General features: G+C 65.9%; 22 protein-coding genes, 2 tRNA genes and 1 other RNA gene. 10 read left to right on the forward strand and 15 right to left on the reverse strand.

The genetic code is table 11. From position 1 onward, the window contains the following. Positions 1-108: 108 nt before the first annotated feature. Positions 109-408: a hypothetical protein gene (locus QQ977_RS06310; protein WP_285928251.1), complete on the reverse strand. Its 300-nt coding sequence runs from the start codon at positions 406-408 to the stop codon at positions 109-111. 209 nt (positions 409-617) lie between these two features. Between QQ977_RS06310 and QQ977_RS06315 the strand changes: the two genes are divergently transcribed. Continuing rightward, complete coding sequence (locus tag QQ977_RS06315; protein ID WP_285928252.1) at positions 618-1,229, forward strand: DUF309 domain-containing protein; 612 nt, start codon at positions 618-620, stop codon at positions 1,227-1,229. Positions 1,230-1,391: 162 nt separating this feature from the next. Further along, positions 1,392-1,778, forward strand: a complete 387-nt coding sequence (locus tag QQ977_RS06320) for a hypothetical protein (RefSeq protein ID WP_285928253.1) — start codon at positions 1,392-1,394, stop codon at positions 1,776-1,778. A 119-nt stretch (positions 1,779-1,897) separates the two neighbouring features. Here QQ977_RS06320 and uvrB read toward each other — a convergent pair whose 3' ends face one another. Next, positions 1,898-3,958 (reverse strand): excinuclease ABC subunit UvrB, encoded by a 2,061-nt coding sequence (gene uvrB / locus QQ977_RS06325; RefSeq protein ID WP_285928254.1) that lies wholly within the window; start codon positions 3,956-3,958, stop codon positions 1,898-1,900. A 101-nt stretch (positions 3,959-4,059) separates the two neighbouring features. After that, positions 4,060-4,132, reverse strand: a tRNA-Asn gene (locus QQ977_RS06330). A 101-nt stretch (positions 4,133-4,233) separates the two neighbouring features. On the opposite strand from QQ977_RS06330, the gene cca reads away from it, so the two are divergent. After that, positions 4,234-5,616 carry a CCA tRNA nucleotidyltransferase gene (gene cca, locus QQ977_RS06335; protein WP_285928255.1) on the forward strand — a complete coding sequence of 461 codons (1,383 nt, stop codon included), beginning with the start codon at positions 4,234-4,236 and terminating at the stop codon, positions 5,614-5,616. On the opposite strand, the gene QQ977_RS06340 is transcribed toward cca, so the two are convergent. The 3 genes from QQ977_RS06340 to QQ977_RS06350 all read right to left on the reverse strand — a co-directional run bounded on the left by QQ977_RS06340 (position 5,617) and on the right by QQ977_RS06350 (position 8,557). Next, positions 5,617-6,627, reverse strand: coding sequence for a histone deacetylase family protein (locus tag QQ977_RS06340; protein WP_285928256.1), 1,011 nt, complete (start codon positions 6,625-6,627; stop codon positions 5,617-5,619). It abuts the gene before it with no gap. A gap of 1 nt (position 6,628) precedes the next feature. Continuing rightward, complete coding sequence (locus QQ977_RS06345; protein ID WP_285928257.1) at positions 6,629-7,060, reverse strand: histone; 432 nt, start codon at positions 7,058-7,060, stop codon at positions 6,629-6,631. 75 nt (positions 7,061-7,135) lie between these two features. Next, positions 7,136-8,557, reverse strand: a complete 1,422-nt coding sequence (locus QQ977_RS06350; RefSeq protein WP_285928259.1) for a single-stranded DNA binding protein — start codon at positions 8,555-8,557, stop codon at positions 7,136-7,138. A 212-nt stretch (positions 8,558-8,769) separates the two neighbouring features. On the opposite strand from QQ977_RS06350, the gene QQ977_RS06355 reads away from it, so the two are divergent. The 3 genes from QQ977_RS06355 (at position 8,770) to QQ977_RS06365 (ending at position 11,990) form a co-directional block, all read left to right on the forward strand. Next, a tRNA-Arg gene (locus QQ977_RS06355) sits at positions 8,770-8,842 on the forward strand. Positions 8,843-9,049: 207 nt separating this feature from the next. Further along, complete coding sequence (locus tag QQ977_RS06360) at positions 9,050-10,540, forward strand: aldehyde dehydrogenase (protein WP_285928260.1); 1,491 nt, start codon at positions 9,050-9,052, stop codon at positions 10,538-10,540. Positions 10,541-10,787: 247 nt separating this feature from the next. Continuing rightward, positions 10,788-11,990 (forward strand): PQQ-binding-like beta-propeller repeat protein, encoded by a 1,203-nt coding sequence (locus tag QQ977_RS06365; RefSeq protein ID WP_285928261.1) that lies wholly within the window; start codon positions 10,788-10,790, stop codon positions 11,988-11,990. Between the two features lie 94 nt (positions 11,991-12,084). Here the strand turns inward: QQ977_RS06365 and rnpB are convergent. After that, positions 12,085-12,485, reverse strand: an RNA gene (gene rnpB / locus QQ977_RS06370) — RNase P RNA component. 102 nt (positions 12,486-12,587) lie between these two features. Here rnpB and QQ977_RS06375 point away from each other — a divergent pair. Further along, entirely contained in the window at positions 12,588-13,190 is a 603-nt protein-coding gene (locus QQ977_RS06375; protein ID WP_285928262.1) for a TIGR00296 family protein, read from the forward strand. 65 nt (positions 13,191-13,255) lie between these two features. On the opposite strand, the gene QQ977_RS06380 is transcribed toward QQ977_RS06375, so the two are convergent. The 3 genes from QQ977_RS06380 to QQ977_RS06390 are packed head-to-tail and all read right to left on the reverse strand — an operon-like array spanning position 13,256 to position 17,612. After that, complete coding sequence (locus QQ977_RS06380) at positions 13,256-14,419, reverse strand: nicotinate phosphoribosyltransferase (protein WP_285928263.1); 1,164 nt, start codon at positions 14,417-14,419, stop codon at positions 13,256-13,258. Between the two features lie 43 nt (positions 14,420-14,462). Next, complete coding sequence (locus tag QQ977_RS06385) at positions 14,463-15,893, reverse strand: Hvo_1808 family surface protein (protein ID WP_285928264.1); 1,431 nt, start codon at positions 15,891-15,893, stop codon at positions 14,463-14,465. Positions 15,894-15,935: 42 nt separating this feature from the next. After that, positions 15,936-17,612, reverse strand: coding sequence for an Hvo_1808 family surface protein (locus QQ977_RS06390; RefSeq protein ID WP_285928265.1), 1,677 nt, complete (start codon positions 17,610-17,612; stop codon positions 15,936-15,938). Between the two features lie 90 nt (positions 17,613-17,702). Here QQ977_RS06390 and QQ977_RS06395 point away from each other — a divergent pair, with 90 nt between their 5' ends. Next, a complete protein-coding gene (locus tag QQ977_RS06395; RefSeq protein ID WP_285928266.1) occupies positions 17,703-18,311 on the forward strand; it encodes a cysteine hydrolase family protein in 609 nt (202 codons plus the stop codon). On the opposite strand, the gene QQ977_RS06400 is transcribed toward QQ977_RS06395, so the two are convergent. The 4 genes from QQ977_RS06400 to QQ977_RS06415 form a co-directional block, all read right to left on the reverse strand. Continuing rightward, on the reverse strand, positions 18,312-19,628 hold the full coding sequence (locus QQ977_RS06400; RefSeq protein WP_285928267.1) for an MFS transporter: 1,317 nt from the start codon (positions 19,626-19,628) through the stop codon (positions 18,312-18,314). 54 nt (positions 19,629-19,682) lie between these two features. Further along, positions 19,683-20,471, reverse strand: a complete 789-nt coding sequence (locus tag QQ977_RS06405; protein ID WP_285928268.1) for an ABC transporter ATP-binding protein — start codon at positions 20,469-20,471, stop codon at positions 19,683-19,685. Positions 20,472-20,546: 75 nt separating this feature from the next. Then, positions 20,547-21,242, reverse strand: a complete 696-nt coding sequence (locus QQ977_RS06410) for a CARDB domain-containing protein (RefSeq protein WP_285928269.1) — start codon at positions 21,240-21,242, stop codon at positions 20,547-20,549. Between the two features lie 82 nt (positions 21,243-21,324). Beyond that, complete coding sequence (locus tag QQ977_RS06415; protein ID WP_285928270.1) at positions 21,325-22,182, reverse strand: hypothetical protein; 858 nt, start codon at positions 22,180-22,182, stop codon at positions 21,325-21,327. A 54-nt stretch (positions 22,183-22,236) separates the two neighbouring features. Between QQ977_RS06415 and QQ977_RS06420 the strand changes: the two genes are divergently transcribed. Further along, positions 22,237-22,932: a lipoate--protein ligase family protein gene (locus QQ977_RS06420; protein ID WP_285928271.1), complete on the forward strand. Its 696-nt coding sequence runs from the start codon at positions 22,237-22,239 to the stop codon at positions 22,930-22,932. Between the two features lie 45 nt (positions 22,933-22,977). Here the strand turns inward: QQ977_RS06420 and QQ977_RS06425 are convergent, their stop codons facing one another. Next, the gene (locus QQ977_RS06425) at positions 22,978-23,856 is read right to left on the reverse strand and encodes a hypothetical protein (protein ID WP_285928272.1); all 879 of its coding nucleotides are present in this window, start codon (positions 23,854-23,856) and stop codon (positions 22,978-22,980) included. Between the two features lie 409 nt (positions 23,857-24,265). Between QQ977_RS06425 and QQ977_RS06430 the strand changes: the two genes are divergently transcribed. After that, positions 24,266-24,775, forward strand: coding sequence for a DUF7529 family protein (locus tag QQ977_RS06430; protein WP_285928273.1), 510 nt, complete (start codon positions 24,266-24,268; stop codon positions 24,773-24,775). Positions 24,776-24,794: the final 19 nt, after the last annotated feature.

A 24,794-nucleotide genomic window follows, 5' to 3' on the forward strand; every position in this document is an offset into this window, starting at 1 on the left:
GCAGGAGCCCTCGGGATACCGAGCGGCGACCACTGGGAGCCGCGAGGACGATTTCGAGGAGTGATCGGACGGCTTTTGGATCAATTCGAACCAAAAGCAACAGGATAGTCAGTGTGTCGGCTGAGAGTGAAAGGGTAAAAATAACGAAACGTCTGGAGGCGGCGAAAGCCAGAGGGCGACGATCCAGCCGAGAACGTAGAGGAGAGCGACGGCAACTGCCGGAACGTGAATGCCAAGATAGGTCCTCACCACGTCCCGGATCCACGGATTTGCGATGGTTCCAGCGGCGATTATCGGGACGCCGAAACCGATAGCGCTTGCGAACACGTAAACCGTTCCGAAGACGATCGTGAAGATTGATACTAGGTACGCGGTAATTTTGCGGCCGTTAGTCTGGGGCGACATCATAGTACGTATCTCCGCATCGGAGTGGTACTGATCCGTGTGAACGGGGTGTGTTCGAAGTGGTGTATCTTCCCTTGTCTTCGTTTTTTGGTGTCATTGATGTACGCCTCCGCAAAAGCAGCTTCCGAATCGAACCGCCCGCATCTGTCACTCGAGGCCGCCTTCCGTCGCGCCGACGCCTCGCTTTTCACGCCGGCGGCCGTACCACGACCATGCGCGACGCGCTCCGTGCCGGCGTCGCCGTCTACAACGACGGCTACTACCACGCCGCCCACGACGCCTGGGAGGATCGCTGGCTCGCCCTCGAGTCCGGCACCGACGACGAACGGCTCCTCCACGGGTTGATCCAGTTCACCGCCGCGGTCTACCACGCTCGCGATCGCAACTGGACGGGTGCGGTCGGGCTGGCCGAAAGCGCACGCGAGTATCTCGAGGGGCTGCCGGCGGCCTACCGCGACGTCGATCTGCCCCCGGTGCGGGACTACCTCGAGTCGCTGGCGTCCGATCCCGAGGTGATCGAGCGCCGATCACCGATCCGACTCGTCCACGAGGGCGAGACGCCCGGTCTGAACGACCTCGACGTCCGGCCGACGGCGATCGCCGCCGGCGTACTGGCCGCGGAGTTGGACTTCGACGACGACCCCGTCACGGCCGCAGCCGAGTACGCGATCGACGACCTCGAGGCGGGACGGGACGACAGTCGCTTCATCGCCGTGGTGTTCGCTTTCGTCCGGAGCGACCACCGCGATGTCGTCTACCGGCGGCTCTCGGCACACGTCGAGCGCCGGCGAGCGAAAGAAGACGACGTCGAGGGGTTGTTCTGAGAGAGACGGAACGAAGCGGAGTGTCCGACACGAACGGCAACGAGCCATCCCTCCGTCTGTGCCGACACGTTCGCCGTCGTCACATCATCGGCTATGTCCGCAACCAGTCACAACCGTTTCGTTCGCGGTGCCATTATTACCCGCCGCGTCCACCGAACGAGCATGAGTCTCGACGACATCTCCGAAGACCGAAAGATCGAACTCGCCGCCAGCTACATCCGTCGAGCCGCCGACGTGCGAGAACCGATCCCGGAGGCGTTGGCGTACCGACACGCGGGCTACTCGAGTAGCGGGATCGCGAAGCGATTGGATACGAGAGAGGATACCGTCGAAAGCTGGATGGATCGCGTCGCTGCCCAGTACGGGTTGTCCGCTATCGAGGCGAAAGAAGCCGGTGCGAAACCGGAGTTCGGGGAGCTGACACAAGACGAGCTGAAACGCTACAGCGAGCCCGTCAAGGCCCAGTGGTGGCAGAGAGCCAAAGACAACCACGGACACATTCCTGACGGACTGCTCGAGGGCGTCTCTATCGACGACAGCGCCTGGTGAACGGGTGCAGCCGGCCAGGTGAGTGTGCATGTATCGCTTCAGGTCGGACAGATCAAAAGTGGACTTCACACCAGCGGAAAGAGTTCCCAGTCGCCGAGACGACTGGGGAGTCGACGACCCTAGAACTCCTCGCTCGGCGGTGCGACCCCGGCTTCGTCGTCGCTGTCCTCGAGGTCGAACTCCTCACGGATCTCCCGAATGCGATCCCGGATGTCCGCCGCGAGTTCGAACTCGAGGTTGTTCGCTGCCTCCTGCATCTGCGTCTCGAGGTCGTCGACGTAGCGGGCGGCCGCCTCGGCGTCCTCGAGTTCCTGCCCGGAGACCTCGCTGGTGTCGGTCTTGCTGCCGGGCAGGTTCGTCTCGCCGATCTCTTTCTCGATCGTCGTCGGCTCGAGGCCGTGTTCCTCGTTGTACTCCTGTTGAATCTCCCGGCGACGCTTCGTCTCCTCGATGGCCGACTCCATCGCCGACGAGGGGTCGTCGGCGTAGAGGACGACCTCGCCGTTGACGTTGCGTGCGGCCCGGCCCATCGTCTGGACGAGCATCGTCTCGCTGCGAAGAAAGCCCTCCTGGTCGGCGTCGAGGATGGCGACCAGCGAGACCTCGGGGATGTCGAGTCCCTCCCGCAGGAGGTTGATCCCCACGAGGGCGTCGATCTCGCCCAGCCGCAGCGAGCGGATAATCTCGTGTCGTTCGAGCGTGTCGGTCTCGTCGTGCATGTACGCGACGTCGATCCCTGCTTCCTCGAGATACGCCGTGAGATCTTCGGCCATCCGCTTTGTCAGCGTCGTCACGAGGACGCGCTCGTCGCGGTCGATACGCCCGTCGATGCGGTCCATGAGGTCGTCGACCTGACCGGTGGCGGGAGCGACCTCGATCGCCGGGTCGACGAGGTGGGTGGGTCGGACGATCTGCTCGACGATCTGTGCCGAGTGCTCGCGTTCGTACTCGCCCGGTGTGGCGGAGACGTACAGCGTCCGGTCGGTCTTTTCTTCGAACTCCTCGAAGGTGAGCGGACGGTTGTCGTAGCTCGTCGGCAGACGAAAGCCGTTCTCGACGAGCGAGTCCTTGCGGGACTTGTCGCCCTCGTACTGGCCGCGGATCTGGGGCAGCGTCTGGTGGGACTCGTCGACGACGGTCAGAAAGTCCTCGGGGAAGTAATCGAGCAACGTGTAAGGCGAGTCGCCCGGCTCTCGATCCGAGAGATACACCGAGTAGTTCTCGATACCCGAACAGTAGCCCGTCTCCGCCATCATCTCGAGGTCGAACGTCGTCCGTTCCTCCAGCCGCTGGGCGGCGACGAGATCACCCTGGCGCTCGAAGTAGCTGACCCGGTCCTCGAGATCCTCGCGGATCTCCGCCATCGCCCGCTCGAGTTTCGGTTCCGGGATCGAGTAGTGTTCTGCGGGGTGGATCAAGACTGCGGGCTCTTCGCTTACGACCTCGCCCTCGAGGGGATCGACTTTCAGCATGCGATCGATCTCGTCGCCCCACAGCTCCACCCGGACGGCGTAGCGGCCGTACATCGGGTAGATCTCGATCGTGTCGCCCCGAACGCGGAAGGTGCCCTGGGTGAAGTCGACGTCGTTGCGCTCGTAGTTCAGATCGACCAGCCGCGCGAGCAGGTCGTCGCGGCCGACCTGCTCGCCGACCTCGAGGCGCATCGACATGTCGACGTAGTTGCGCGGATCGCCGAGCCCGTAGATCGCCGAGACGGAGGCGACGACGATGACGTCTTCCCGGGTCAGGAGCGACCGGGTCGCGCTGTGTCGCAGGCGGTCGATCTCGTCGTTGATCGAGGCGTCCTTGTCGATGTAGGTGTCGGTCTGTTCGACGTAGGCCTCGGGCTGGTAGTAGTCGTAGTAGGAGACGAAGTACTCGACGGCGTTGTCGGGAAAGAGGCTCCGGAACTCCTCGTACAGTTGCGCTGCCAGCGTCTTGTTGTGGGCGATCACCAGCGTCGGCTGCTGGATCTCCTCGATCAGCCAGGAGACAGTGTTCGTCTTCCCGGAACCGGTGACGCCGAGCAGGGTCTGCTTGTCCTTTCCCCGTCGAAATCCCGCGGCCAACTGCTCGATTGCCTCGGGCTGATCGCCCGCAGGCTCGAAGGGCGCGTCGACCGCGAACGGTCGATCGACGTCGGGGCGGTCCGGCTGGAGGGGGCCTCGCGTATCGCTCACGAGAGTCGCGTACGGACGCGAGCTACTTGACCGACACGCTCACGTCTCGAATACGTCATCCTGGAAGCGCCGTATGCCGTGACCGACCCGTCAAAAGGAAGCGCCGAAGCCAGGACTCGAACCTGGGACCGCCTCGTTAACAGCGAGGCGCTCTACCATCTGAGCTACTTCGGCTCGCGGCAGTTCTGGGTAGCCGCGGGCATTTGATAGGGCTTTCGTTTTCACCCAACGGCGGGTCGACACGCTTTCACGCACCGCCGGAGTACGTCCGCCTAATGACCGACGAGGGAGCCGACGAGCACACACGTAGCGACCTCGAGGGAGTCCTCTCCCGGGTCCGCGAGCGGATCGATCCCGACGAGGACGAACGCGACCGACTCGAGGCCGTCGCCGACGAACTGCGTGCACGCGCCGAGCAGGCGGCGACCGAGCGCTGTCCCGACGCCGACGTCATGCGGGTCGGGTCGACGGCGCGGAACACCTGGATCAGCGGCGACCGGGACGTCGACGTCTTCGTCAGGTTCCCGCCCGATCTCGATAGCGAGTGCCTCGAGGAGTACGGTCTCGCGGTCGGCCACGCGACCCTGCCCGACGGCCGCGAGGAGTACGCCGAACACCCCTACGTCACCGGCGAGTACGAGGGGTTCGACGTCGACGTCGTCCCCTGCTTTCGGCTCGAGGACGCGACGGAGATCCGATCGGCCGTCGACCGGACTCCCTTCCACACCGCGTACGTTCAGGAGCGACTCGATCCCGAGCTGGCGGCCGACGTGCGGCTGACGAAGGCGTTCACGAAAGGCGTTGGCGTCTACGGAAGCGACCTGCAGACCAGGGGATTCAGCGGCTACCTGACCGAACTGCTCACTCTCGAGTATGGCGGCTTCGAACCACTGCTCGAGGCCGCCGCGGACTGGGAGCCGCCGGTCCGGCTCGATCCCGAAGCTCACGGCCGCGAGACGTTCGACGACGCACTCGTCGTGATCGATCCAACGGACCCGGAGCGCAACGTCGCTGCGGTCTGTTCGGCGGCGAACGTCGCCCGGTTTCAACACTACGCCCGCGAGTTCCTGGCGAATCCTCGCCAGGAGTGTTTCGAACCGACGACGGTCGACCCGCTCTCCGAATCCGACCTCGAGGCTCACCTCGAGCGCCGCGGGACGACGCCGATCGCAATCCGCTTTCCGGCTCCGGACCTGGTCGACGACCAGCTCTACCCCCAGCTCCGAAAGTCACTCGGAGGGATCACACGCGAGTTAGAAGCGCGCGGGTTCGACGTCTTCCGGGCGGCGACGTTCGCCGACGAGACCGCCGTCTTGCTCGTCGAACTCGCGGTCGCCGAGCGACCCCTCCTCGAGCGCCACGACGGCCCCCCGGTTCACGTCCGCGGCCATGCCGAGGGGTTTTTCGAGGCGTACGCAGACGATCCGGACGTCTACGGTCCGTTCGTCGAGGGCGAGCGCTACGTCGTCGAACGTCGCCGGGAGTGGACGAGCGCCGTCGAATTCCTCGAGAGCGACCGGCTGTTCGACGTCTCGCTGGGTGCCCGCGTCGAGACGACGCTCGAGGACGGCTACGACCTGCTGGTCGGCGAGGAACTCACCGCCGTCCTCGAGGAGTTCGGCGAGGAGCTGGCCCGGTACGTCGATCCGCGTCCGTAGTCAGTAGTCGATCCCGTGGACGTCGGCGACCGCAGAGAGCGTCTCGTCGACGTCGTCGCTCACGTCGCCGTCGGGAACGATCGGCCGCTGGCCGTCGAAGACCTCGTGGACGATCGCGACGCTTTCGGCGAGCAGCTCCAGACCGTACCCCCCCTCGAGGACGAACGCGAGCGCAGCGTCGGTGTCGTTGGCGATCGTTCGGAGTCGATCCGTCATGACGGCGTAGGCGTCCGTCGAGAGGCGAATGCGAGAGATCGGATCGTGACGGTGGGCGTCGAAGCCGGCACTGACGAGCAGGAGGTCGGGGTCGAACGACTCGAGTGCGGGCGCGAGCACGCCCTCGACGGTCCGCAGGTAGTCGGCGTCGTCGGCTCCTGCGGGCATCGGAACGTTCACCGTCGTGCCCTCACCGTCTCCCTCGCCGGCTTCGTCGACGTCGCCGGTGCCAGGGTAGAGCCCGCTCTCGTGGATCGAGGCGACGAAGACGTCACCCCGATCGTAGAAGATGTCCTGTGTGCCGTTGCCGTGGTGGACGTCCCAGTCGACGATCGCGACTCGTCGTGCACGCAGGTCCTCGAGTGCATGCTGGGCGGCGACGGCGACGTTGTTGGCGAAGCAAAACCCCATCGCGTCGTCGGTAACAGCGTGGTGTCCCGGCGGGCGTCCGAGCGAAAACGGCGTCTCGCGTCCGTCTTCCCCCTCGAGGGCCGCCTCGGCGGCCCAGCAGGCCAATCCGGCACTCCGGAGAGCTGCGTCCCAGGTTTCTTCGACCGCGATCGTATCGGGGTCCCAGTTGCCCCCACCGTCGGCACAGAACGATCGAATCTCCTCGAGATACTCGCGGTCGTGAACTGCCGCGAGCTGTTCGATCGTGGCGGGGTCGGCCTCGACGTACTCGACGCCGTGTTTTCGTTTCAGCCCCTCACGGATCGCACGTAGCCGGTCGGGCGACTCCGGGTGGCGGGAACCGGGGTCGTGCTCGAGACAGGTGTCGCTGTAACCAAATCGCATCTCACTCGAACAGCGAGAAGTACGTCTCGATGTCTTCGGCCTTGATCGTCCGCCGGTCGGCGTGTCGAGCGAGCGTCGCCGCCGCACGGGCGACGTTGTCAGCGTAGTCTTCGAGGATGTCAGCCAGGGCGATTCGGGCGTCCATCGAGACGCGGTACCGGTCGTCGATCTCGATACGGGCGATCCGGTCGACCGGTGCGACCGGAAGCTCCAGATCGTCCTTGTCGACGACCACCTCGACGTCGAAATCCGCCGCCATGAGCGTCTTTCGACCGTCTTCCGTCGCCCGACGGGCCGCATCGCCTGCGAGGTCGGCACCGTGTTCCTGGATGCGTTTTGCAAGTTCCTCCGACGCCTCGGCACTCACCCTGAGGTTTCCTGCGTTTCGCCGGATAATAGAGTCTACTGGGGCGAACGGAAGCTCGACGTTCATACCTTAATGCCTGCAGTTGACACTCTTAATGGTTTTCCTAGCGGGATCGAACCGCGGATCGGTCGACCGGCCGTATCAGAACACGTCGCTCGCCTCGAGGCGTCCGTCGCGGACGACGCCGCGGGCGGTGACTTCCTCGCCGAGTCCGACGTCCGCGTCCGTTTCGACGCTCATCGTCTCCTCACCGTCGTCTAACACCACCGGGTCGCCGGCCTGGACGACCACGCCCGTGAACTCGAGTTCTTCGCCGTCCGCGTCCGTACCCGTACCCGTAGCTCCGTCGCCCCCGCCGACATCGCTCGAGGTGGCCGTCGAGTCCTCCGTGCCGTCGTCTGAAAACGCCGAGAGCCCGGCCGACTCGTCGTCCGCGTCGGATTCGTCCGCACCGGCATCGTCGGCGTCGAGCACCGTCACCGTCGATCGCCACCCCGCCGAGGCCTCGAGGTCGTCCTGCCAGCCGTCCTGGACCTCGACGTCCGTGAACGCGACCTCGTCGCCGGGGCCGAGTTCGATATCCGCTTTCTCGCCCCACAGCGCGACGCGAACGTCGCCGGTGGCGTCCTGCAGGCGAACGTTTCGAACCTGACCCTCCGAGCCGTCGTCGCGATCGAAGGTGCGTTTGGGATCTGCCGACCGGATTACCCCCGCGACGTCGACCGTCTGACCGATCTCGAGGTCCTCGATCGGCGTGCTCTCGGGGACGTACTCGACCTCGGCATCGACCTCCTCGACTGCACCCCGGTTGCCGACGTGGAGTTCGAGGTCGCCGTCGCGTTCGCGGACGTAGCCGTCGACGACCTCGACGGTCGTCCCGGACTCGAGGTCCGCGACGCGGTCGGCTCGCTCGTCCCACAGCGTCACGCGAACGCGACCGGTCGAATCGCCCAGCGTGAGGTTCGCGACTCTCCCTTCGGAGCCGTCGTCGCGGTCGAACGTCCGCACCGAGTCAGTATCGAGTACGACCCCCACGAGGTTGACGTTCGAGAGCCCGAGCGAGAGGTCCTCGACCGTCTGCGTATCGGAGAGCTGGACGTCGACGTCCGCGTCTGGATCGGGTTCGACCTCGTCGACGCTGACCTCGACGCCGGAAAAGCCCTCCTTCGGACGACCCTTGAGCCGTAACACCTGGCCCTCCTCGAGTTCTCCGATTGCAGCCTCGGCGTGTTCGTCCCAGAACGCGGCGCGAACGGAGCCCGTCTCGTCTGCGACCTCGACGTTGACCACGCGACCGTCCTCGTCCTCGCCGTCGCGTTCGAACGTCCGTAGCTCGCCGATGCTCACCACCTTCGCGACGAACTTGGCTTCCTCCATGCCGGGTTCGACGTCCGCGACGCCGCCGACTTCGCTCTCGCCGAGTTCGTGAGCGACGAGCATCGCCGCCGTCTCCTCGTCCGCGAGTCCACCCATCTGCTCTACTTTCGCCTCGACGGCCTCGCGAAACTCCTCGAGGGAGACGTCGGCCTCGAGGTCCTCGTAGACGCCCTCGATGTCGCTCATTCTATACTCGTGCATGAATAGCCCGCGCATAAACGTTGTCGTTGCCCGGTTCGTGCTCCCGTCGTCGGTGACATGGCGGAGTCTGGTCGCGGGTTGATACCTAAAGGTTCGGTCCGTCGCCTCGAGTCAACGGCCACGGCCCGCGAAACCGCCCGACAGCACGACAGCCCTTTCGAAAGGGCTTTAACGTGGACCGCTCTACGAAGAGATGAGTCCTGATAGGGTAGTGGACTATCCTCTTGGCTTGCGGAGCCAGGGACCGGAGTTCAAATCTCCGTCAGGACGTTTTCACCGACGCAGAACGCCGAGCGTAGCGAGGCGTCCGCGTCGGTGTAAATCTCCGTCAGGACGCTCACTTATCGCGGGCGCTTCGCATCGCTCAGCGCTCGCTCTTGTGTTCGGTCCTGACGTGCCCACCGCTCGTTTCACTCGCGTTGGACTCCGTCAGGAAGTCACGACAGAGTTATGACGTCTCACGACAAATGCCAGCGAGTGACAGCCGTTCCCGAAGACATCACGGAGTATCAGCTGTTCGTCGACGGCGAGCACCGTGACGCCTCGTCCGGCGACCGGATCGAAATCGAGTATCCGTACACCCGTGACGTCTGGGCGACCGTTCCGCGGGCGACGGCAGCGGACGTCGAAGACGCCATCGGCGCTGCGAGACGGCGGTTCGAAAGCGACGAGTGGCAGTCGCTATCGGCGTCTGACAGGGCGGAGCTGCTGCACTCGCTCGCCGACACGCTCGCCGAACACGCCGAGGAGCTGGCACGTCTCGAGGTGTTCGGAAACGGGAAAGCGATCCGCGAGATGCGCGGCCGTATGCAATCGCTGCCGGAGTGGTATCGCTTCTACGCGGGAGCCGCCGACAAGATCCGCGGAAGCACGATCCCGACCGATCAGGACGGGATGTTCGCGTTCACCCGTCGGGAACCGTACGGCGTGGTGGGCGCTATTACCCCCTGGAACTCGCCGCTGAACCTCGCTACGTACAAAATTGCGCCCGCGTTGGCGGCCGGAAACACCGTGGTCATCAAACCGTCGGAGGTGACCCCCGTCTCGACGATCCGACTCGCAGAACTCGCACACGAGGCGGGCGTTCCCGCCGGAGCAATAAACGTCGTCACCGGATACGGAGACGAAGCCGGTGCCGAACTGGCGAACGGAGACGTCGACAAGATGGCGTTCACCGGGAGTACGGCGGCGGGACGAGAGATCGGCGCGACCGCCGGCGAGAACGTCGTCCCCGTAACGCTCGAGTTAGGCGGCAAGAGCCCGAACATCGTGTTCGAGGATGCGGACCTCGAGAACGCGGTAAACGGCGCGGTGAAAGGCATCTTCGGATCGGCCGGACAGACCTGCGTCGCCGGTTCCCGCCTGTTTCTCCACGAGTCGATCCACGACCAGTTCGTCGACGCCCTCGTCGATCGGATCGACGACATCGTGCTGGGAGACCCGTTCGATCCGGAGACGGATATCGGTCCGATCGCGAACGAACACCAGTTCGAGAAGATCTGCGAATACGTCGATATCGGTCGAGAGGAGGGGGCGACGCTGCAAGCGGGCGGCAGTTCCCGGGACGACCTGCCGGGTGGACTCTTTTACCCGCCGACGGTCTTCACCGGGGTGGACAACGAGATGCGGATCGCTCGAGAGGAGATCTTCGGTCCTGTCGTGTCGGTCATCCCGTTCGAAAGCGAGTCGGAAGTCGTCGAGTTGGCCAACGATACCGAGTACGGACTCGCCGCCGGCGTCTGGACCACGGACGTGGGGCGGGCGACCCGTCTGTCCCGACAGCTCCGGGCAGGAGTCGTGTGGGTCAACACGTATCGTGATTCGTCACTCGCCGCCCCATTCGGCGGGTACAAACAGAGCGGGATCGGCCGCGAGAACGGCACCGAGGTCATCGACCACTACACGCAACTGAAGACCGTGTACCTCAATTCGGAGGACGTGTCCGACCCGTTCGTGCCGTACGACTGATACTGTCGGTCATACCGACGTAACACGGCTGGTGACAGCACGGCCAGATACACGTTCAACGGCTGGATCACCCGGACACCAGTTCACAGGTCCATGACCGACAGTATGACCGCCGCGTCGGTTCACGTCGGATACCTTGTCGCTCTCTTCCCCCGGCCGTGCGTGATCGCCCCACTCAATCACGAGAATCGAAGCGTCGGTTCCGTATCACAAAACTCATTTCGAGACGCTCGATAGTCGTGCCCGAATGCCCTCCAGACGTGATCTCCTCCTCGGGACCGGGACTGTCGCCACTGCGGTGCTTGCTGGCTGTCTCGGCGGCACCGACACCGGTCCCGGAACGGACGGCGACTACGCGTGGTCGACGACCGGTGCCGACCTCCGAAACTCGAGAGCGATCCCCGACGGCGTTGCCCCGCGGGACGAGCCAGGCGTCGACTGGCGCGTCAGCCTCGAGTCCGTGAGCGCACTCGGCGAACCGATCGTGACCGACGACACCGTCTTGGTTCCCACGGGCCTCGACGTCGTTGCGTTCGACAGGGAGACGAGAGAACGACGCTGGTCGATCGATCCCGAGAACGACGCCTACACGTACCGCGGGTCGCCGGCGGTGTTCGACGATACGGCGTACGTCCCGGAGGTGAACACGCTAACCGCTCGAGACCTCGAGGAAGGCGACGTCGACTGGTCGTACGAACTCGACGACCCGATCGGCAGGGATTCGCTGACCGTCACGGAGACGGACGACGGCCGCGTCTACGTGGCCGCCGGCACCGCCGTCCACGCGCTCGATGCAGGAAGCGGCGAGCACCTGTGGGAGCACGCACTGCTCGGGGCCGCCCGCTACGCACCCGCGAAGTACGCGGACTGGCTGTTCGTGGCGACGAGAGGCGGCGAGTTGCACAAGATCAACCGATGGGATGGTGACATCGAGTGGCGACGGACGGTCGAGGCGGGGCTCTCGAGCGCTCCGGTGGTGTTGACTTCGGGGGATCGTCGGACCGGAATGGGCGTCGCCGTCGCAGGCGGTGACGGTTCGATCACGTACTTCGATATCGGCGGGGCACGGGAGTGGACGACCGAACTCCGCGGATTCGGCGACGACGGACTCGCGATCGGCCATCGAACCCTGCTCGCTCGGTCGGGGTCGACGCTGTACGCTCTCGACGCAAACGACGGGGACGAGCGCTGGCGCGTCGACCTCGGTCGCGGCTCCCGGAACCCGCCGATCGTCGTCGGCGACACGGTGTACGTCGGCGGCGATCGGCTCCGGGCGATCGACATCGACGGCGGCTACGGCGTTCGCTCGCTTCGCGTCGGCGAGCAGCGGTTCGAACGCGAGATAGAAGGTGACGTCAACTTCGTGACGGCGGCCGACGGAACGCTGTTCGTGACGACGGACGGCAGACAGCTCGAGGACGAAACCGGGGAGTTGATCGTTCTCTCGTGACGGCCCCTCGAGTCGTCGGATCGTCCGAACGCCCGTTGTGAAGCAAGCACAGCGTCTATCGGTTCGAGTGTGTCGTCACTCGAGTACGAAACCTGGGCGAGAGGAGTAAGCCCCCTTCTGTTCGTCCTGGCATTCGGCTAAGCGTCCGCGTCTCCCGCGAAATCGCGGCGTGTTCGGGCTACCAGCGACGCGGACTTGCACCGGTGAGGGTTCGCCGTTCCATCGATCCTCGACCGTCCGGCGTTTGAGTCGCCGTCCCTCTGCGGGTCAACTTCCCTTCCTCGCGGTCGGGTTCGCACGCATCATCGGTCGGGTCGAGACGTGTCGTTTCTGTTCCAGAGCCAGCGGTCTCCCGCTCCGGGCTTGCGCCCGGTCACCCGCCCGAACGGTGGGGGGACTTTCCTCGCGGGCGCGGACAGTCTCGATGAGACGATCCGCGTTGGACGGACGCGCTGTCACCGGCGCGACCGCCGCGGCAGCCAGGCTCTCTCTCCCATGTAAGGTAGGGCTCTCGGCCGAATAAGTCCCTCGGTCGGCAAGTGTCGCCGGAGCTTCGAATGGAAGCGCTTTAGACAGGGAAGGATCATGTACGAGTGTATGTCCCAGCGACAGGGCGTCGACCTCTCCTTCGAGGATGGTGCGCGTGCCGTCGAACTCGCGCGTGAGGCCGTCGAATCCTACGTACGGAACGGGCAACGAGAGCAGCCGGGTAGCATGCGCGATGCGTTCTATGCACGGACGGGCGCGTTCGTCCGTCTCGAGTCTACCTGTGGCCGAGGAAGTCTCAGGGGGTGTGCCGGCGGCTACCAGTCGGGCGATCAGCTCGGACACGTCATCGTCGACTCGGCGATCCAGGCCGCGAGCGACTCCTCCTGCGGGTCGGAGGTGACTCCCTCGGAGCTGTCGAACCTCACCGTCTCGATCTGTGCGGTGACGAACGTCGTCCTGACCGACGATCCGCTCGCCGACCTCGAGGTCGGCGTCCACGGCGTCGCGGTCGACGGGAGCGGAAACAGCGGCTGGCTCTATCCTACGGTGCCCGTCGAGAACGGCTGGAGCGGACGCGAGTACCTGGACCGAGTCTGCCGAAAGGCGCGACTGCCGCCGACGGCGTGGCAGAACGACGACGTCGTGGTCACCCTCTTCGAGGGTCAGGTCTTCCGCGAACGCGAAGCAAACGGCAGCATCGAACAGCTGTAGCCTGTCACCGTCGATCCGACCAGGCCTGTCTGCGCTCTGACGTCCGGGCGTCTCGACCGCGTGGGTTATCGGTCGGTAGAGATGTCGAAGCCGACTGTCTCGGCGTCGGCCAGACAGCGCCCTGTCGCGGCCTCGAGGTCGTCCTCCCGGACGATCTCGCCGTCGCGAACGAGTGGCTCGAGCAGCGACTCGCCGTTTTCCGGCCCGTCACGATCCGCAAGTACGACGTGGTGGCCGCCGTCGGGGGTGCGATAGACGTCCTTTCGTCCCGCGAGTTTGCCCCGCTTCGAGACCGGCTCGCCCTCGAGTTCGACGATGTCGAGACTGAAGTCGATCGGGTCGGCGTTCGTGACCGCGCTGCCGACGCCGAAGCCGTCGGCAAACTCGCGTAACTCACGCAGCTGCTCGGGTCCGAGGCCGCCGCTACAGAAGATGTCGACGTCCTCGAAGCCACGGGCGTCGAGCTCCCAGCGAACCTCGCGGACGATGTGTCGGAACTCGCCCCGGCGCGAACCCGTCGTGTCGAGGCGGACGCCGTCGAGGCGATCACCGAGCGTCTCGGCTGCAAGCAGGCTCTCGGCTTTCTCGTCCCAGAACGTATCGGTCAACGCGATCCGCGGGACGTCCTCGGGGACGGCCGCGTCGAACGCGTCCCAGGCCTCGTCCTGGTTGCCCTCGCCGAAACAGAACATGAGCGCGTGTGGCATCGTTCCGCTTGCGTCCCGGCCGAGGAGGTCGCCCGCGGCGACGTGTGAGAAGCCGTCAAGCCCCGCGAGCAGGGCCGCACGTTCGACGACAGACGCGATCACCGGGTGGACGTGTCTGGCACCGAACGAGAGGACGGTCGACTCCGGAGCTGCACGGCGGGCCTCGAGTGCGGCCGTCGCGAAACCGCTCGGCTGAGAGAGCAAGCCAAGTAGTGCGGTCTCGAGTTCGCCGAACTCGAGGTAGGGACCCTCGATCCGCATCACCGGACCGCCGTCGAACAGGCGTCCGTCCCGGAGCGCGTCGACGTCGACCGCCCGTCCCGAGAGCAGGCGTGCGGCCTCGGAAACGCCGGTGAACACTTCGAACGAGCCCGTGGGAAACTGATCGGCGGTCACCTCGGCGACCACGTGGGGGTTCTCGCCGACGTGCTCGAGGGTCGTACGCGTTCGCTCGAAGTAGGCGTCGGTCGCCTCGCCGGCGAGGATCGCCTCGGACGATACGGTTCCGAACGGGTTTGACATACCCTCGCTTGCCAGTCCGAGGCGAAAAAGGTCCCGTCTCGGCTTACGGCGGTGCCGTCGCCGACTCGGTCGGCACACCGATGGCCACCGCCGTCGACGCGGCCGGCGACTCGAGCGATGGCGTCGCAGTCGACGCCTGTTCGCCGTCGTGGATCGCGTCCAGACTCTCGACGGTGGGACCACCCACGATCAGGACCTCGTCGCCCTCGAGTGAGATTTCGTAGGCTCCGGCGAAGGGGTCGCCGTCGGCGATCCGGTAGACGTCGTTGTCGTCGTCGACCGGCTCGGCGTCGTGTGCGGCGAGTAATTCGCGGTAGGCCTGTGCGAACCGTTCGGCGTCGTCGGCGCTTTCCCAGGCGAGTCGCCAGACGTGGCCGTGTCGGTCGCCGTTTCGGTAGGCGACGAACGTGTCGCCGCCCCAGCCGTTCGTGATCGGGTGGGAGTAGTTGTACTGGCTGTCGTCGTCGGCCCCGTCCTCGAGCGGTCGCTCGATGACGCCGTTCGCCCACAGCGTCGCGAACAGGGTCGCCTCGCCGACGGTGTGTTTCTGATCGCCGTTGCTGTCGGTGAGGGGCTCCCACCCGTCGGTCGACCGATCGGGGACGCCCACCTCGAGCGGGCGGTCGTCGGGGTACGTCTCGGGACGGATCAGCTGTGACGTACTCGCCGGCCGCTCCTCGTAGGCGGCGTCGACGGCGTCCCAGCCACCACTCTCGTGGAGGTGCTGTACGAACGCCGGCCCCTCGGAGTAGGGGGCGTACATCGAGAGGAACAGACCGGCGTTGAACGGTCGTTCGTCGGGATCGTCGGGGTCTGGCTCGACGTCCTCGAGACACTCCCACTCCGTCTCACAGCGGTCGTCGTACAGGGTCGGGAGATAGTCGGCTTCGCCCTCGATCAGCCCGGTCTCGGCGCGACGCTCGTCGAGGGTTTCGCCCTCGACCGAGAGGGCGAGTCGCTGGTCCTGTAACGCGTGGACGAGTTCGTGGACGAGCGTCGTCCGGTCAATCCGGGCGTCGTCGGGATCGTCGACGACGAGCGCGACCGTCCCGTCCTGGTAGTACCCCCGAATCGAATCACCGTAGAGCTCGTCGTAGGCCTCGTTGACGTCCGTCTCGCCGTCGACGACGAACGCGCCACGCCACAGTTCGTTCGTGGCCGGCTGTGCCGGTCGGACGTCGCGATCACGGTACTCGTCGCGGTCGACGATCTCGACGTCGACGGCTCGCTCGAACTTGTGACCGCGCAACACCTCGATCCGGGCCATCGCGCGGTAGGTGACCGCCTCGAGTTCGTCCTCGGAGAGCGTCTCGCTCCCGTCGAGACCGAAGGTGTCGTCGTAGCCGTACTCGTCGACGTAGCCGAGTTCGCGGTCGGTGTCGAGGCTGCCGTCCGAGACGGCGAACGGGGACGCACAGCCCGACAACGCGACGAGGACGACGACGGCGACGAGGACGCTTCGACGTCGTCGCATTACCGACAGCATCGATCGGTCGAACCAAATCGTTTCCGACGGTTATCGTGAATACGTCCGCCGTGTCGCGAACGCGACGGCGAGCAGTGCGAGTGCAACTGCACCGAGAGCGAGCGACCCGCCGAACCCGGGCGTCTCGTCGTCGGCTGCGTCGTCTGTCGCGTCGGTCGTGTCGTCGACACCGGTGCCGAGTTCGAGGGTATTCTCGCCGTCGGGTGCAGCCCCCTCGTAGAGTTCCGACAGTTCGTCGACCGACGGCGCACGGACGATCGTCACCGTCTCGCCATCGTGCTCGAGATAGTATGCGCCGGGGAATCCGTCGTCGATCGTGACGGTCGATTGGTGGCCGTCGACGGACTCTGCGCCGGTTATCGCGAGTAGCTCGAGATAGCCCTCGCGGAACTGCTCGGCGTCTCGCTCCGTCGTCCACTCGGTGTGCCAGACGTAGCCGCTCTCGTCTACCGTCTCGTCGTCGGTGGCGTACGGAACGAGCTTGTCGCCGGCCCAGCCGTCGGTGTACTCGTGGTCGTAGTTGTACGGATTTGTTTCGTCGACGCCGACGGCACCGACGTTGATGACCTCGCCGTGATCGACGATGGCAGGTCGGTCGTCGAGCGTGGGAGCGGCGATCATCGAGGCCAGTCCCACCTCTCCGACGGAGATGTGATCGGGGGCGGCGTCGCGCTCGAGGCGCTCCCAGCGGTCGCTCGAGCGATCTTCGTGGTCGATCTCGACCGGCTCGCGCGTTTCGCCGGGCCGGATGATCTCGCTCGAGCTCGCCGGCGGCTCCTCGTAGGCTTCGTTGACGGCGTCCCAGCCGCCGTTTTCACGGAGGTGGTCGACGTACGCCGGACCGTCGCTGTAGGGCTGGAAGAAGGTGAGGTACATCCCCCAGTTGATATCCGGCAGCTCTCCTTGCTCGTCTGCCGGCACCACGCAGTCCCACTCCTCCTCACAGCGGTTCTCGTACTCGGTGTCGACCCAGACGGCGTCGCCCTCGATCAACCCGAGCTCCGCACTGTTTTGGTCTACGGTCGCGCCGTCGTACTCGTCGAGGTCGAAGTGCTGGTCCTGGAGGGCGTGTAACAGCTCGTGGCCGAGTGTAATCTCGTCGAGTTCGGGCGTCTCGGGGTTGTCGGAGACGATCACGATCTGGTCGTCCCCGGTGTCGTAGTAGCCGGCCACGGAGCCACTGTACAGCGTCTCTTCTTCGTCGACGGCATCGGTCCCTCGATCGACCATAAACAGCGCCTCGTAGCGGAGGTTCTGGTAGAGTCGGTCGGACTCGTTGGTGTCGTCGGTCATTCCGTCGACGTCCGCTTCGAACTCTTCGCGGCTGATGACGTCGACGGGGACCGTCTCCTCGAAGGTCAGCTCGCGAACGACCTCGACGCGAGCCATCGATCGGTAGACGACCGCCTCGAGTTCGTCGTCCTCGAGGACGGCGTCGTCACGGTCGTCGACCGGCAGTGAATCGTTGTACCAGTAGCCCTCGACGTAGCCGACCGTCTCCGTCGTCGTCGGCTCGTCGTCGGCGTCGACGTCGGTCTCGGTGTCGGTATCCGCCAGGACGGACGGGACAGCCGTCGACTCGAGTCGGTCGACGCTTTCGGGTTCGGACGGCGACGTACCCGTGCCTGCGTCCGCCGCGACGAGTGGCATCGCCGAAAGCGACGTTACGACGAGGACGGCGAGAACGAACGCGCGAAGGGGTGTCATGGACGGGGAATATACACGTATTCGGAATCAAACGCAAAAAGCGCCCCGGTCGGCGTGGACGTTTTTGTGATCGGACCCCTACCACCAGTTATGAATCTCGAACCAGACACTACCGCTGTCGTGGTCGTCGACATGCAAAACGGCTTCTGTCACCCCGAGGGGGCGCTGTACGCCCCCGGCAGCGAGGCGGTCATCGAGCCGATCGCCGAACTCCTCGAGCGGGCCCAGGCGGCCGGCGTGGCGATCGTCTACACCCGCGACGTCCACCCGCCCGAACAGTTCGAGGATACCCACTACTACGACGAGTTCGAACGCTGGGGCGAACACGTCGTCGAGGGGACGTGGGGAGCCGAAATCGTCGACGAACTGCCCGCCGAGGAGGCCGACCTGATCGTCGAGAAACACACCTACAACGCCTTCTACGAGACCGAACTCGAGGGATGGCTAAGCGCGCGGGGAATCACAGACCTCGTCTTCTGTGGCACGCTCGCGAACGTCTGCGTGCTCCACACCGGCGGCAGCGCCGGCCTCCGTGACTTTCGGCCGGTGCTGGTCGAAGACTGCATCGGCCACATCGAGGAGGACCACCGTGAGTACGCCTTAGAGCACGCCGACTGGCTGTTCGGGGAAGTCGTCGAGAGCGACGACCTCGAGTTCGCATCAACGCGCCGGCGGGACGACCCCGCGTCGTCTGGGTAGCTACCGGTACGCCTCGAACTCCTCGCCGAAGATCGCGAAGTAGCCGACGCCGATCAGTCCGACGACCGTCGCGACCGTAAACGAGAGTTCCGGCGCGACGAACTCCCAGAGGAACCCACCGAGTGCACCGCTTGGAATCACGATCGCACCGCGGACGAAGTAGTACGAGCCCGTCACGCGACCGCCTGCCCCTCGCTCGGCCGGCCCCACGATCAACGCCTTGTGCGCCGGCAACCCGGCAAAGCGCAGTCCCGAAAAGGCAAACAGCGCGATCAGGATCCAGACGTTCTCCGGCGCGAAGATCAACGCGACCGGGAAGACGGCGTAGACGAGAAAGCCGAGTCCGACGACCGGCTTGAGCCCGGTGTATTCGGCGACCTTCGCGGCCGGCGCCATCGTCACCAGCGCGACGAGCATCTCGATTGCGAGCAACACGCCGAAGAACGCGGCGGGCGAGAGGTCGATCGTGCCGACGAGAGGAAGGGTCGCCGTCAGTCCGATCTCCATCAGTTGTGTGATCACGAGGATGAAGAAGGCGTACACCATCCCGTTGGCGAACCTGACGAACGTGTCCGCCACGAGCAACGGCCGGAGCGGGTCGGGAAGCGCCCGGAGGTCGTCGACGATCTGGCCGAATCCCTCGAACTCCTTGCCGACGGTGTCCTCGCCGGTCTCGTACAGCAGGTGCTGTGTAATCGTGCCGAAGATTGCGACGGCGATGGCGATCGCGAGCACCCACAGGAACCCGGGCATGAGGTCGTCGGCGACGAGGACGGCGACGATCAGCGGCGCGATCAGAAAGGCCGTCCGCCGGAACGTCTCCGTGCTGGCAAATCCACGAGCCAGCCGGCTGGGTTCGGTCGCCTGCTTGACGATCGCGTAGTGGCCGCCGATCCCGAACGACTTCCAACACTGGGCCAACAGCAGACCGACGAACACCCAGACCCACGGCTCGACAGTCGTGACGCCGAGGTCGATCGCCGGAACGTAGGCGGAGACGAGCCAGATCCCGAACCCGAACGTCGAGAGGAACCCGAACACGGTCAGGGCGTATCGCGAGCCGACGCGGTCGGAGACGACTCCTCCGTAGTACGGATACACCGCGCCGATGACGTTCCCGAGCGTCGCGAACAGCCCCACGACGAATCCGGTCGCCCCGAGGTAGACGAGATAGTCGGGGAGAAACCGGTTCGTCATCTGAAAGCCGAGACTGAACGCGAACATCGCAAGCGAGAGCACCAGGACGTCTCGCTGGAGCGAGAAAAACTGCCGAAACGCGTCAAACGGACCGGCGACTTCGGCTCGCTGTCGTGTCATACGACACAGTTGCCCAACCCCCGGTGAAATATCCCGTGAAACCGGTGAGCCTGGTTACCAGCTAGCGCGGGTCGATTCCCCGGTGGAGCCGTCGTCGGACGTCTCCCGGGTCACCTCGAGGAAGACGTCCTCGAGACTCCGCTGGTCGCCGGTCTCGGCGCGACGTTTCAACGTCGCAGGTGCGTCCTCTGCGACCAGTCGACCGTCGTGGAGAACGCCGACGGTGTCGGCGAGGTCGTCGGCGACGGGGAGGATGTGCGTCGAGAGGAAGATCGTCATCTCCCGGTCGGCGAGATCGGCGATCGTCTCCCGCATCGTGCGTGCGGCACGGGGATCCAGCCCGCTCGTCGGCTCGTCGAGGAAGGCGACGGCGGGTTCGTGTAATACGGCCTGGATGACGCCGATCTTCTGGCGCATCCCCTTCGAGTACTGCTCGATGCGCTTGTCTGCATCCTCGAGCAGGTCGAACCGCTCGAGTAAGGCGGCGATGCGTTCGCCGGTCTCGGGCTCGGGGAGGTCACGCAGGCCGGCGGCGTACTCGAGCTGTTCGCGGCCGGTGAGCTCGTCGTAGACCGGCGGCTCTTCGGGCAGGTAGCCGATGTGGGGCGTGACGGCCGCGCGGTCGTCGATCGGATGGCCGTCGACGCGGGCCGTGCCGGCGGTCGGTCTGGTGAGCGTCGTCAACATTCTCATCGCCGTCGTCTTGCCGGCCCCGTTGGGACCGAGAAAGCCGTAGACGGTTCCGGCATCGACCGTCGTCGTCAGCCCCTCGACGGCCGTCGCTTCACCGTAGCGTTTGGTGAGTCCGTCGATCTCGATGACGGGCGTACACTCGGAGGGCATCCGTGATCACGTTCGAACGCGACGGCTATAAAGCCGTCTCAGATGGACGGGCGGACCAGTCGATCGGCGCTGCCGTCAGCCCGTTCCCGAGACGGAAACGGTACGCGTCTCCTCGTCGTCGTCGGTGGCGACGATCACGGGGAACGAGACGTCCCGTCGGACCGGATACGTCACGTACCCGAGCGTCACGGTCGACGTCCCGCCTGCACCGAGCGACACTGACGCCGAGTCGACCTGGTCGCGATCCTCGCCGACGAGGAGTCGGGCGGTCCCGCTCGCCTGTGAATCGCCGGTGTTCCGGACCGTCGCGGTCACCTGCAGGAACTCGCCGGCGTCGACCGGATCGTTCGTCCCGGTGATCGACACCGCGAGCGCGCCCGGATCCGGCGGTTCGTCGGCGTACACCTCGACGGTTCGAGTCGCCGCATCGTCTCCTGCCGCGACCGTTACTGGAAACGAGACGTCCTGTCTGACCGGGTACGTCTCGTACCCCACGTCGGCGACAGCCCGTCCACGAGCCGGGATCGATACCCACGCGCGGTCGACGATCTCGCCGCCAACCTCGAGCGTGACCTGCTCCGTCGTCGGGCTGTACTCGAGGTTCCAGATCTCCGCCGACACGCGCAACTGTCCGCCCGCGGCGACCGGACTGTTCGTCGCCTGGATCGCTACCTGTAGCCGCGACTGTGCTATCGCCTGCCCCGAAACGCCGGCGACGGCGGCCGCGCCTCCGGCGAGGCCGAGGAACGTACGTCTGTCGTACCCCTCCATGTGCCGTGCTACCATTCCATGGCACATCAACCGTGTTGGCCCCTGAACCGACACTCACGCGTGGTGACGCGATCGAGAGCGGTCACGCCGGTTCGACTCGAACGCGGACGTCCTCGCCGATCGAGACCGAGCGGTCGGGACAGATCAGCTTCGCCCCGAAGCCGGCGTCACGAGCACAGAACGTCGACAGGCCGGTCACCGGCTCGCCGTCGACCGTCACGACGACGTCGTCCCAGGTGACGGTTCGTGGACTGGCAACCCCGAGTCGGTCGCCGTTCAGTCGGACCGGGCCGTCCGGTCCCGCGAGCAGACCGCCGCCGTCGTAGTGGGGGACGCCGCCGTCGAGCACTCCACCGCCGTCGGCACCGATGCCGACGAATCCGGCTCCCGGATCCGGGTGTCGGGGCGCGTCGAGAACGGCGTACGTTTCGCCGGTCGCGACGACCGTTCCGGTCCCGTCCCACGACAGGGGGGAGACGTCGACGCCGACCTCGAGCGGGAGCGATCCCGCCGCACGGTGGAGGTTCTGTGTCGGCTCGCGAAATCCCACGTGGAGGTGGTTGTCGACCCAGGGGGCGAAGAAGCCGGCCCGGACGAGCGTCCCGAGTTCCTCGCCGATCGCCACCCGGTCGCCGGCCGAGACGGCGGGGTCGACGTGCAGGATCCGGGCGACGAGCCCCTCGAGATCGCCGGGACCGTCACATGCGAGCAAGAGCAGGTGGTCGTGGGCGGGAGCGTACGGCTTCGACGGAGCGCGGACGGTCCGCGTCTCGAGGACGGTTCCCGAGACGGGACTGGGCGCGGCGGTCGTCCGGCCGTCCCGGAGCGTCCCCGGGTAGCAGTCGATCGCCCGCCCCTCGTCGTGAGCCCGGTACGGCGAGTTGTACAGCGAAAAGCGCACGTACTGGGTGAGCATCGATTCGGGAAGCGTGACGGCCATCGGTTGCGAGTGTGCGCCGGGAGCGTTTAGAGCCGTCGGCTCCAACGATACCGCATGCGCGTCTTCCGTGGCCGCACCGGAACGATCCCGGCCGACCGCGAGGCAAGCGCCCGCCTGCTCGAGGTCGCCGCCGCCGGCGAGCCCGCGGTCCGGGTCTGGACCCCGCACCGGCAGGTCGCGTTCGGCCGTCGCGACGCCGGCCTCGAGGGGTACGACCGCGCTCGCACGGTCGCCCGCGACCGTGGCTTCCCGCCGGTCGAGCGAAGCGTCGGCGGTCGGGCCGTCGCCTACGACGGCGAGACGACGCTCGCCTTCGCCCGTGCGGAGCCGGTCGCAGATTTCCGTCGGGGAACCGACGAGCGATACGAGCGCCTGATCGGGGAGCTCGAACGGGCACTCGCCGACCTCGGCGTCGACGTCGCCCGCGGCGAGCCGATGGACTCGTTCTGTCCCGGAGCCCACTCACTGCAGGCCGAAGGCGGCAAACTCGCTGGCATCGCCCAGCGAGTGCGACACGACGCCGCCGTTGTCTCCGGCGTTCTCGTTGTCGACGCGGCCGACGAACTCGCAGGGGTGTTAGAGCCGGTCTACGACGCGCTCGCGGTTTCGTTCGATCCGGGCTCGGTTGGCAGCGCCGCGGCCGCGGGCGGACCCGCCGATCCGGACCGGGTGCAAGCGGCGCTCGAGGACGCCCTCGTCGGCGATCGAGAGACCGTCGAGACGTGCGTCGACGACGAAGACGGCGAGTAAGCGGGCGGCTTCGTCACGTCGCTTTGACCACTATCTCCAGCCGAGTCAACACGCATCGAACTCGAACTCGCCATTGAGCGCCATCGAGTGATCGTCGTAGTACGCATAGAGGTTCTGTGGCGCGACGTACCGTCCGCCGTAGTGGCCGACGGGGCCGTTCGTGTCGATAACGTTGTCCTCGTAGTCTTCCGTGAACCGGAGGTCCCGGCGCTGGTAAATGGGCTCGCCGTCGAGGCTGTAGCGCACGACGCCGTCGGGGTTTGCAACGCCGTCGGTCATCGTGTTCACGCAGATGTAGTACTCGAGTTCGTACCACTCGCCGGGTTCGATCGAGGCCTCCTCGATCGTGTACTCCTCACCGTCGACGATGTAATCGTGATCCTGATACTGATCCATGTGATACGTTATTGACAGGAGATTGAACGGTCCCGCCGCGTCGGCGTCGCGCGTCGTGACGTACAGACGGTTGCTCCAGCCGTTGGTGCCGTCGGGAACGCCGCCACCGGCGCTTCCCTCGCCGAGTGCTATCGCACAGTTCCAGAGTCGACAGTTCGATGGGTCTCGCCCTTCCATCGACCAGCCGGTGTCGAGCGCGAAGTCGACGCGCCCGGTGAGTTCGAACAGCCCATCTTCGAAGCCGTAGTGGAGACTCGCCCCCCAGTGGTCGTCCTCGCGGACCTGAAGCTGGAGGGCGGTCTCGTCGGACGCTCTCGGGCTGGACACGAGGTCGACGGTGTCGCCATCGCCGCTTGAGAGCCAGTATACGTCGTCCCAGCTGTCGTACTCGTCGTACTCGAGGTGAACCACCTCGTCCGGCCTGTTACCGTGGTCTGCCATCGCCGTGTCGACACCGGCTCCGAGGACACCGAGGACGCTTCCGGCACCCACGAGGCTGCCCATCCGGAGCGCTCGTCGTCGCGTCATTCCGGCTCCAGCGTCGTCGGTCGCTTTAGTGGTCTGTTCTGGCACGCGCGAATCGACATCGGTGTCGACGGCGGGAGTATTCGAGTCCATCCGCGTGACGCTATCTGCCAGCCGGTAATTGTATTGGAGCTGTTACCCGTACGTTTCGGCGCGTCCAACTGTCTACCCCGACGATTGGTACGCGCGGGACGGTAGTAGTGACCCGACTACCGCTCTCGGTTCGTCGCCCGCCGTCGGAACGGATCACCGATGACTCCGTCGAGCGCCTGGCCTGCGGGCTGACCGGCCGCTCCCGACGCGGGACGGCCGAGACGCGTCGAGGACTCCCCTCTGCGAGTCGGTGGATAACGCTTTTGGCCTCGACTCTCCCGGACTCGAGCATGGACGCGCGAACGCGTGGAGGGTCGCGATGACCGGAGCCGACGGCACCGACGGCGGGACGGACGTCGCCCCCGAGCCGGACGATCCCTGGACGGAGCTTCTCGCCGACACCGAGGAGATCGCCACGGAGTACCGCGAGGCGGGCTGGGAGGCCGTCGCCGTCCGACCCACGGACGTTACGGCCGTCAACCGCGAGGAGCGCGCCTGGCTCACCGTCTTCGCCACCGACGCCGAGTACGAGCCTGTGGCGTCCGTCGTCGACCGTGACGAGGCCACCTTCGAGGGGGCCGACGTCTATCGACGGCAGGTCAAGGAGACGACCTACGTCCTGGCGGTCGAACTCGACGCTGCGACCGAGACCGCCGTCGTCGTCCCGCTCTCGTACGATCTCGCGGAGGGCCGGGGTGTGCTCGAGTCGGCTCTCGAAGCCGGCGAGCTGACCGTCCGCGTTCGTCCCCCCTCGATCGACGACGGCTGGGTGTCGTTCGCTCACGACGAGCCGTCGCTGTTCGTCGCGGACGACGCTTTCGAGAGGTGAACTGACCGTTCGAATCGGT

It is taken from the genome of Natrialbaceae archaeon AArc-T1-2 (assembly GCF_030273315.1).
GTDB lineage: Archaea > Halobacteriota > Halobacteria > Halobacteriales > Natrialbaceae > Tc-Br11-E2g1.

Excerpts from the sequence above, each read along its gene's own strand:
- QQ977_RS06310 (WP_285928251.1), bottom strand. The coding sequence starts at position 408 with ATGATGTCGCCCCAGACTAACGGCCGCAAAATTACCGCGTACCTAGTA.
- QQ977_RS06315 (WP_285928252.1), top strand. The coding sequence starts at position 618 with ATGCGCGACGCGCTCCGTGCCGGCGTCGCCGTCTACAACGACGGCTAC.
- QQ977_RS06320 (WP_285928253.1), top strand. The coding sequence starts at position 1,392 with ATGAGTCTCGACGACATCTCCGAAGACCGAAAGATCGAACTCGCCGCC.
- cca (WP_285928255.1), top strand. The coding sequence starts at position 4,234 with ATGACCGACGAGGGAGCCGACGAGCACACACGTAGCGACCTCGAGGGA.
- QQ977_RS06340 (WP_285928256.1), bottom strand. The coding sequence starts at position 6,627 with ATGCGATTTGGTTACAGCGACACCTGTCTCGAGCACGACCCCGGTTCC.
- QQ977_RS06345 (WP_285928257.1), bottom strand. The coding sequence starts at position 7,060 with ATGAACGTCGAGCTTCCGTTCGCCCCAGTAGACTCTATTATCCGGCGA.
- QQ977_RS06350 (WP_285928259.1), bottom strand. The coding sequence starts at position 8,557 with ATGAGCGACATCGAGGGCGTCTACGAGGACCTCGAGGCCGACGTCTCC.
- QQ977_RS06365 (WP_285928261.1), top strand. The coding sequence starts at position 10,788 with ATGCCCTCCAGACGTGATCTCCTCCTCGGGACCGGGACTGTCGCCACT.
- QQ977_RS06375 (WP_285928262.1), top strand. The coding sequence starts at position 12,588 with ATGTCCCAGCGACAGGGCGTCGACCTCTCCTTCGAGGATGGTGCGCGT.
- QQ977_RS06380 (WP_285928263.1), bottom strand. The coding sequence starts at position 14,419 with ATGTCAAACCCGTTCGGAACCGTATCGTCCGAGGCGATCCTCGCCGGC.
- QQ977_RS06385 (WP_285928264.1), bottom strand. The coding sequence starts at position 15,893 with ATGCGACGACGTCGAAGCGTCCTCGTCGCCGTCGTCGTCCTCGTCGCG.
- QQ977_RS06390 (WP_285928265.1), bottom strand. The coding sequence starts at position 17,612 with ATGACACCCCTTCGCGCGTTCGTTCTCGCCGTCCTCGTCGTAACGTCG.
- QQ977_RS06395 (WP_285928266.1), top strand. The coding sequence starts at position 17,703 with ATGAATCTCGAACCAGACACTACCGCTGTCGTGGTCGTCGACATGCAA.
- QQ977_RS06400 (WP_285928267.1), bottom strand. The coding sequence starts at position 19,628 with ATGACACGACAGCGAGCCGAAGTCGCCGGTCCGTTTGACGCGTTTCGG.
- QQ977_RS06405 (WP_285928268.1), bottom strand. The coding sequence starts at position 20,471 with ATGCCCTCCGAGTGTACGCCCGTCATCGAGATCGACGGACTCACCAAA.
- QQ977_RS06410 (WP_285928269.1), bottom strand. The coding sequence starts at position 21,242 with ATGGAGGGGTACGACAGACGTACGTTCCTCGGCCTCGCCGGAGGCGCG.
- QQ977_RS06415 (WP_285928270.1), bottom strand. The coding sequence starts at position 22,182 with ATGGCCGTCACGCTTCCCGAATCGATGCTCACCCAGTACGTGCGCTTT.
- QQ977_RS06420 (WP_285928271.1), top strand. The coding sequence starts at position 22,237 with ATGCGCGTCTTCCGTGGCCGCACCGGAACGATCCCGGCCGACCGCGAG.
- QQ977_RS06425 (WP_285928272.1), bottom strand. The coding sequence starts at position 23,856 with ATGACGCGACGACGAGCGCTCCGGATGGGCAGCCTCGTGGGTGCCGGA.
- QQ977_RS06430 (WP_285928273.1), top strand. The coding sequence starts at position 24,266 with ATGACCGGAGCCGACGGCACCGACGGCGGGACGGACGTCGCCCCCGAG.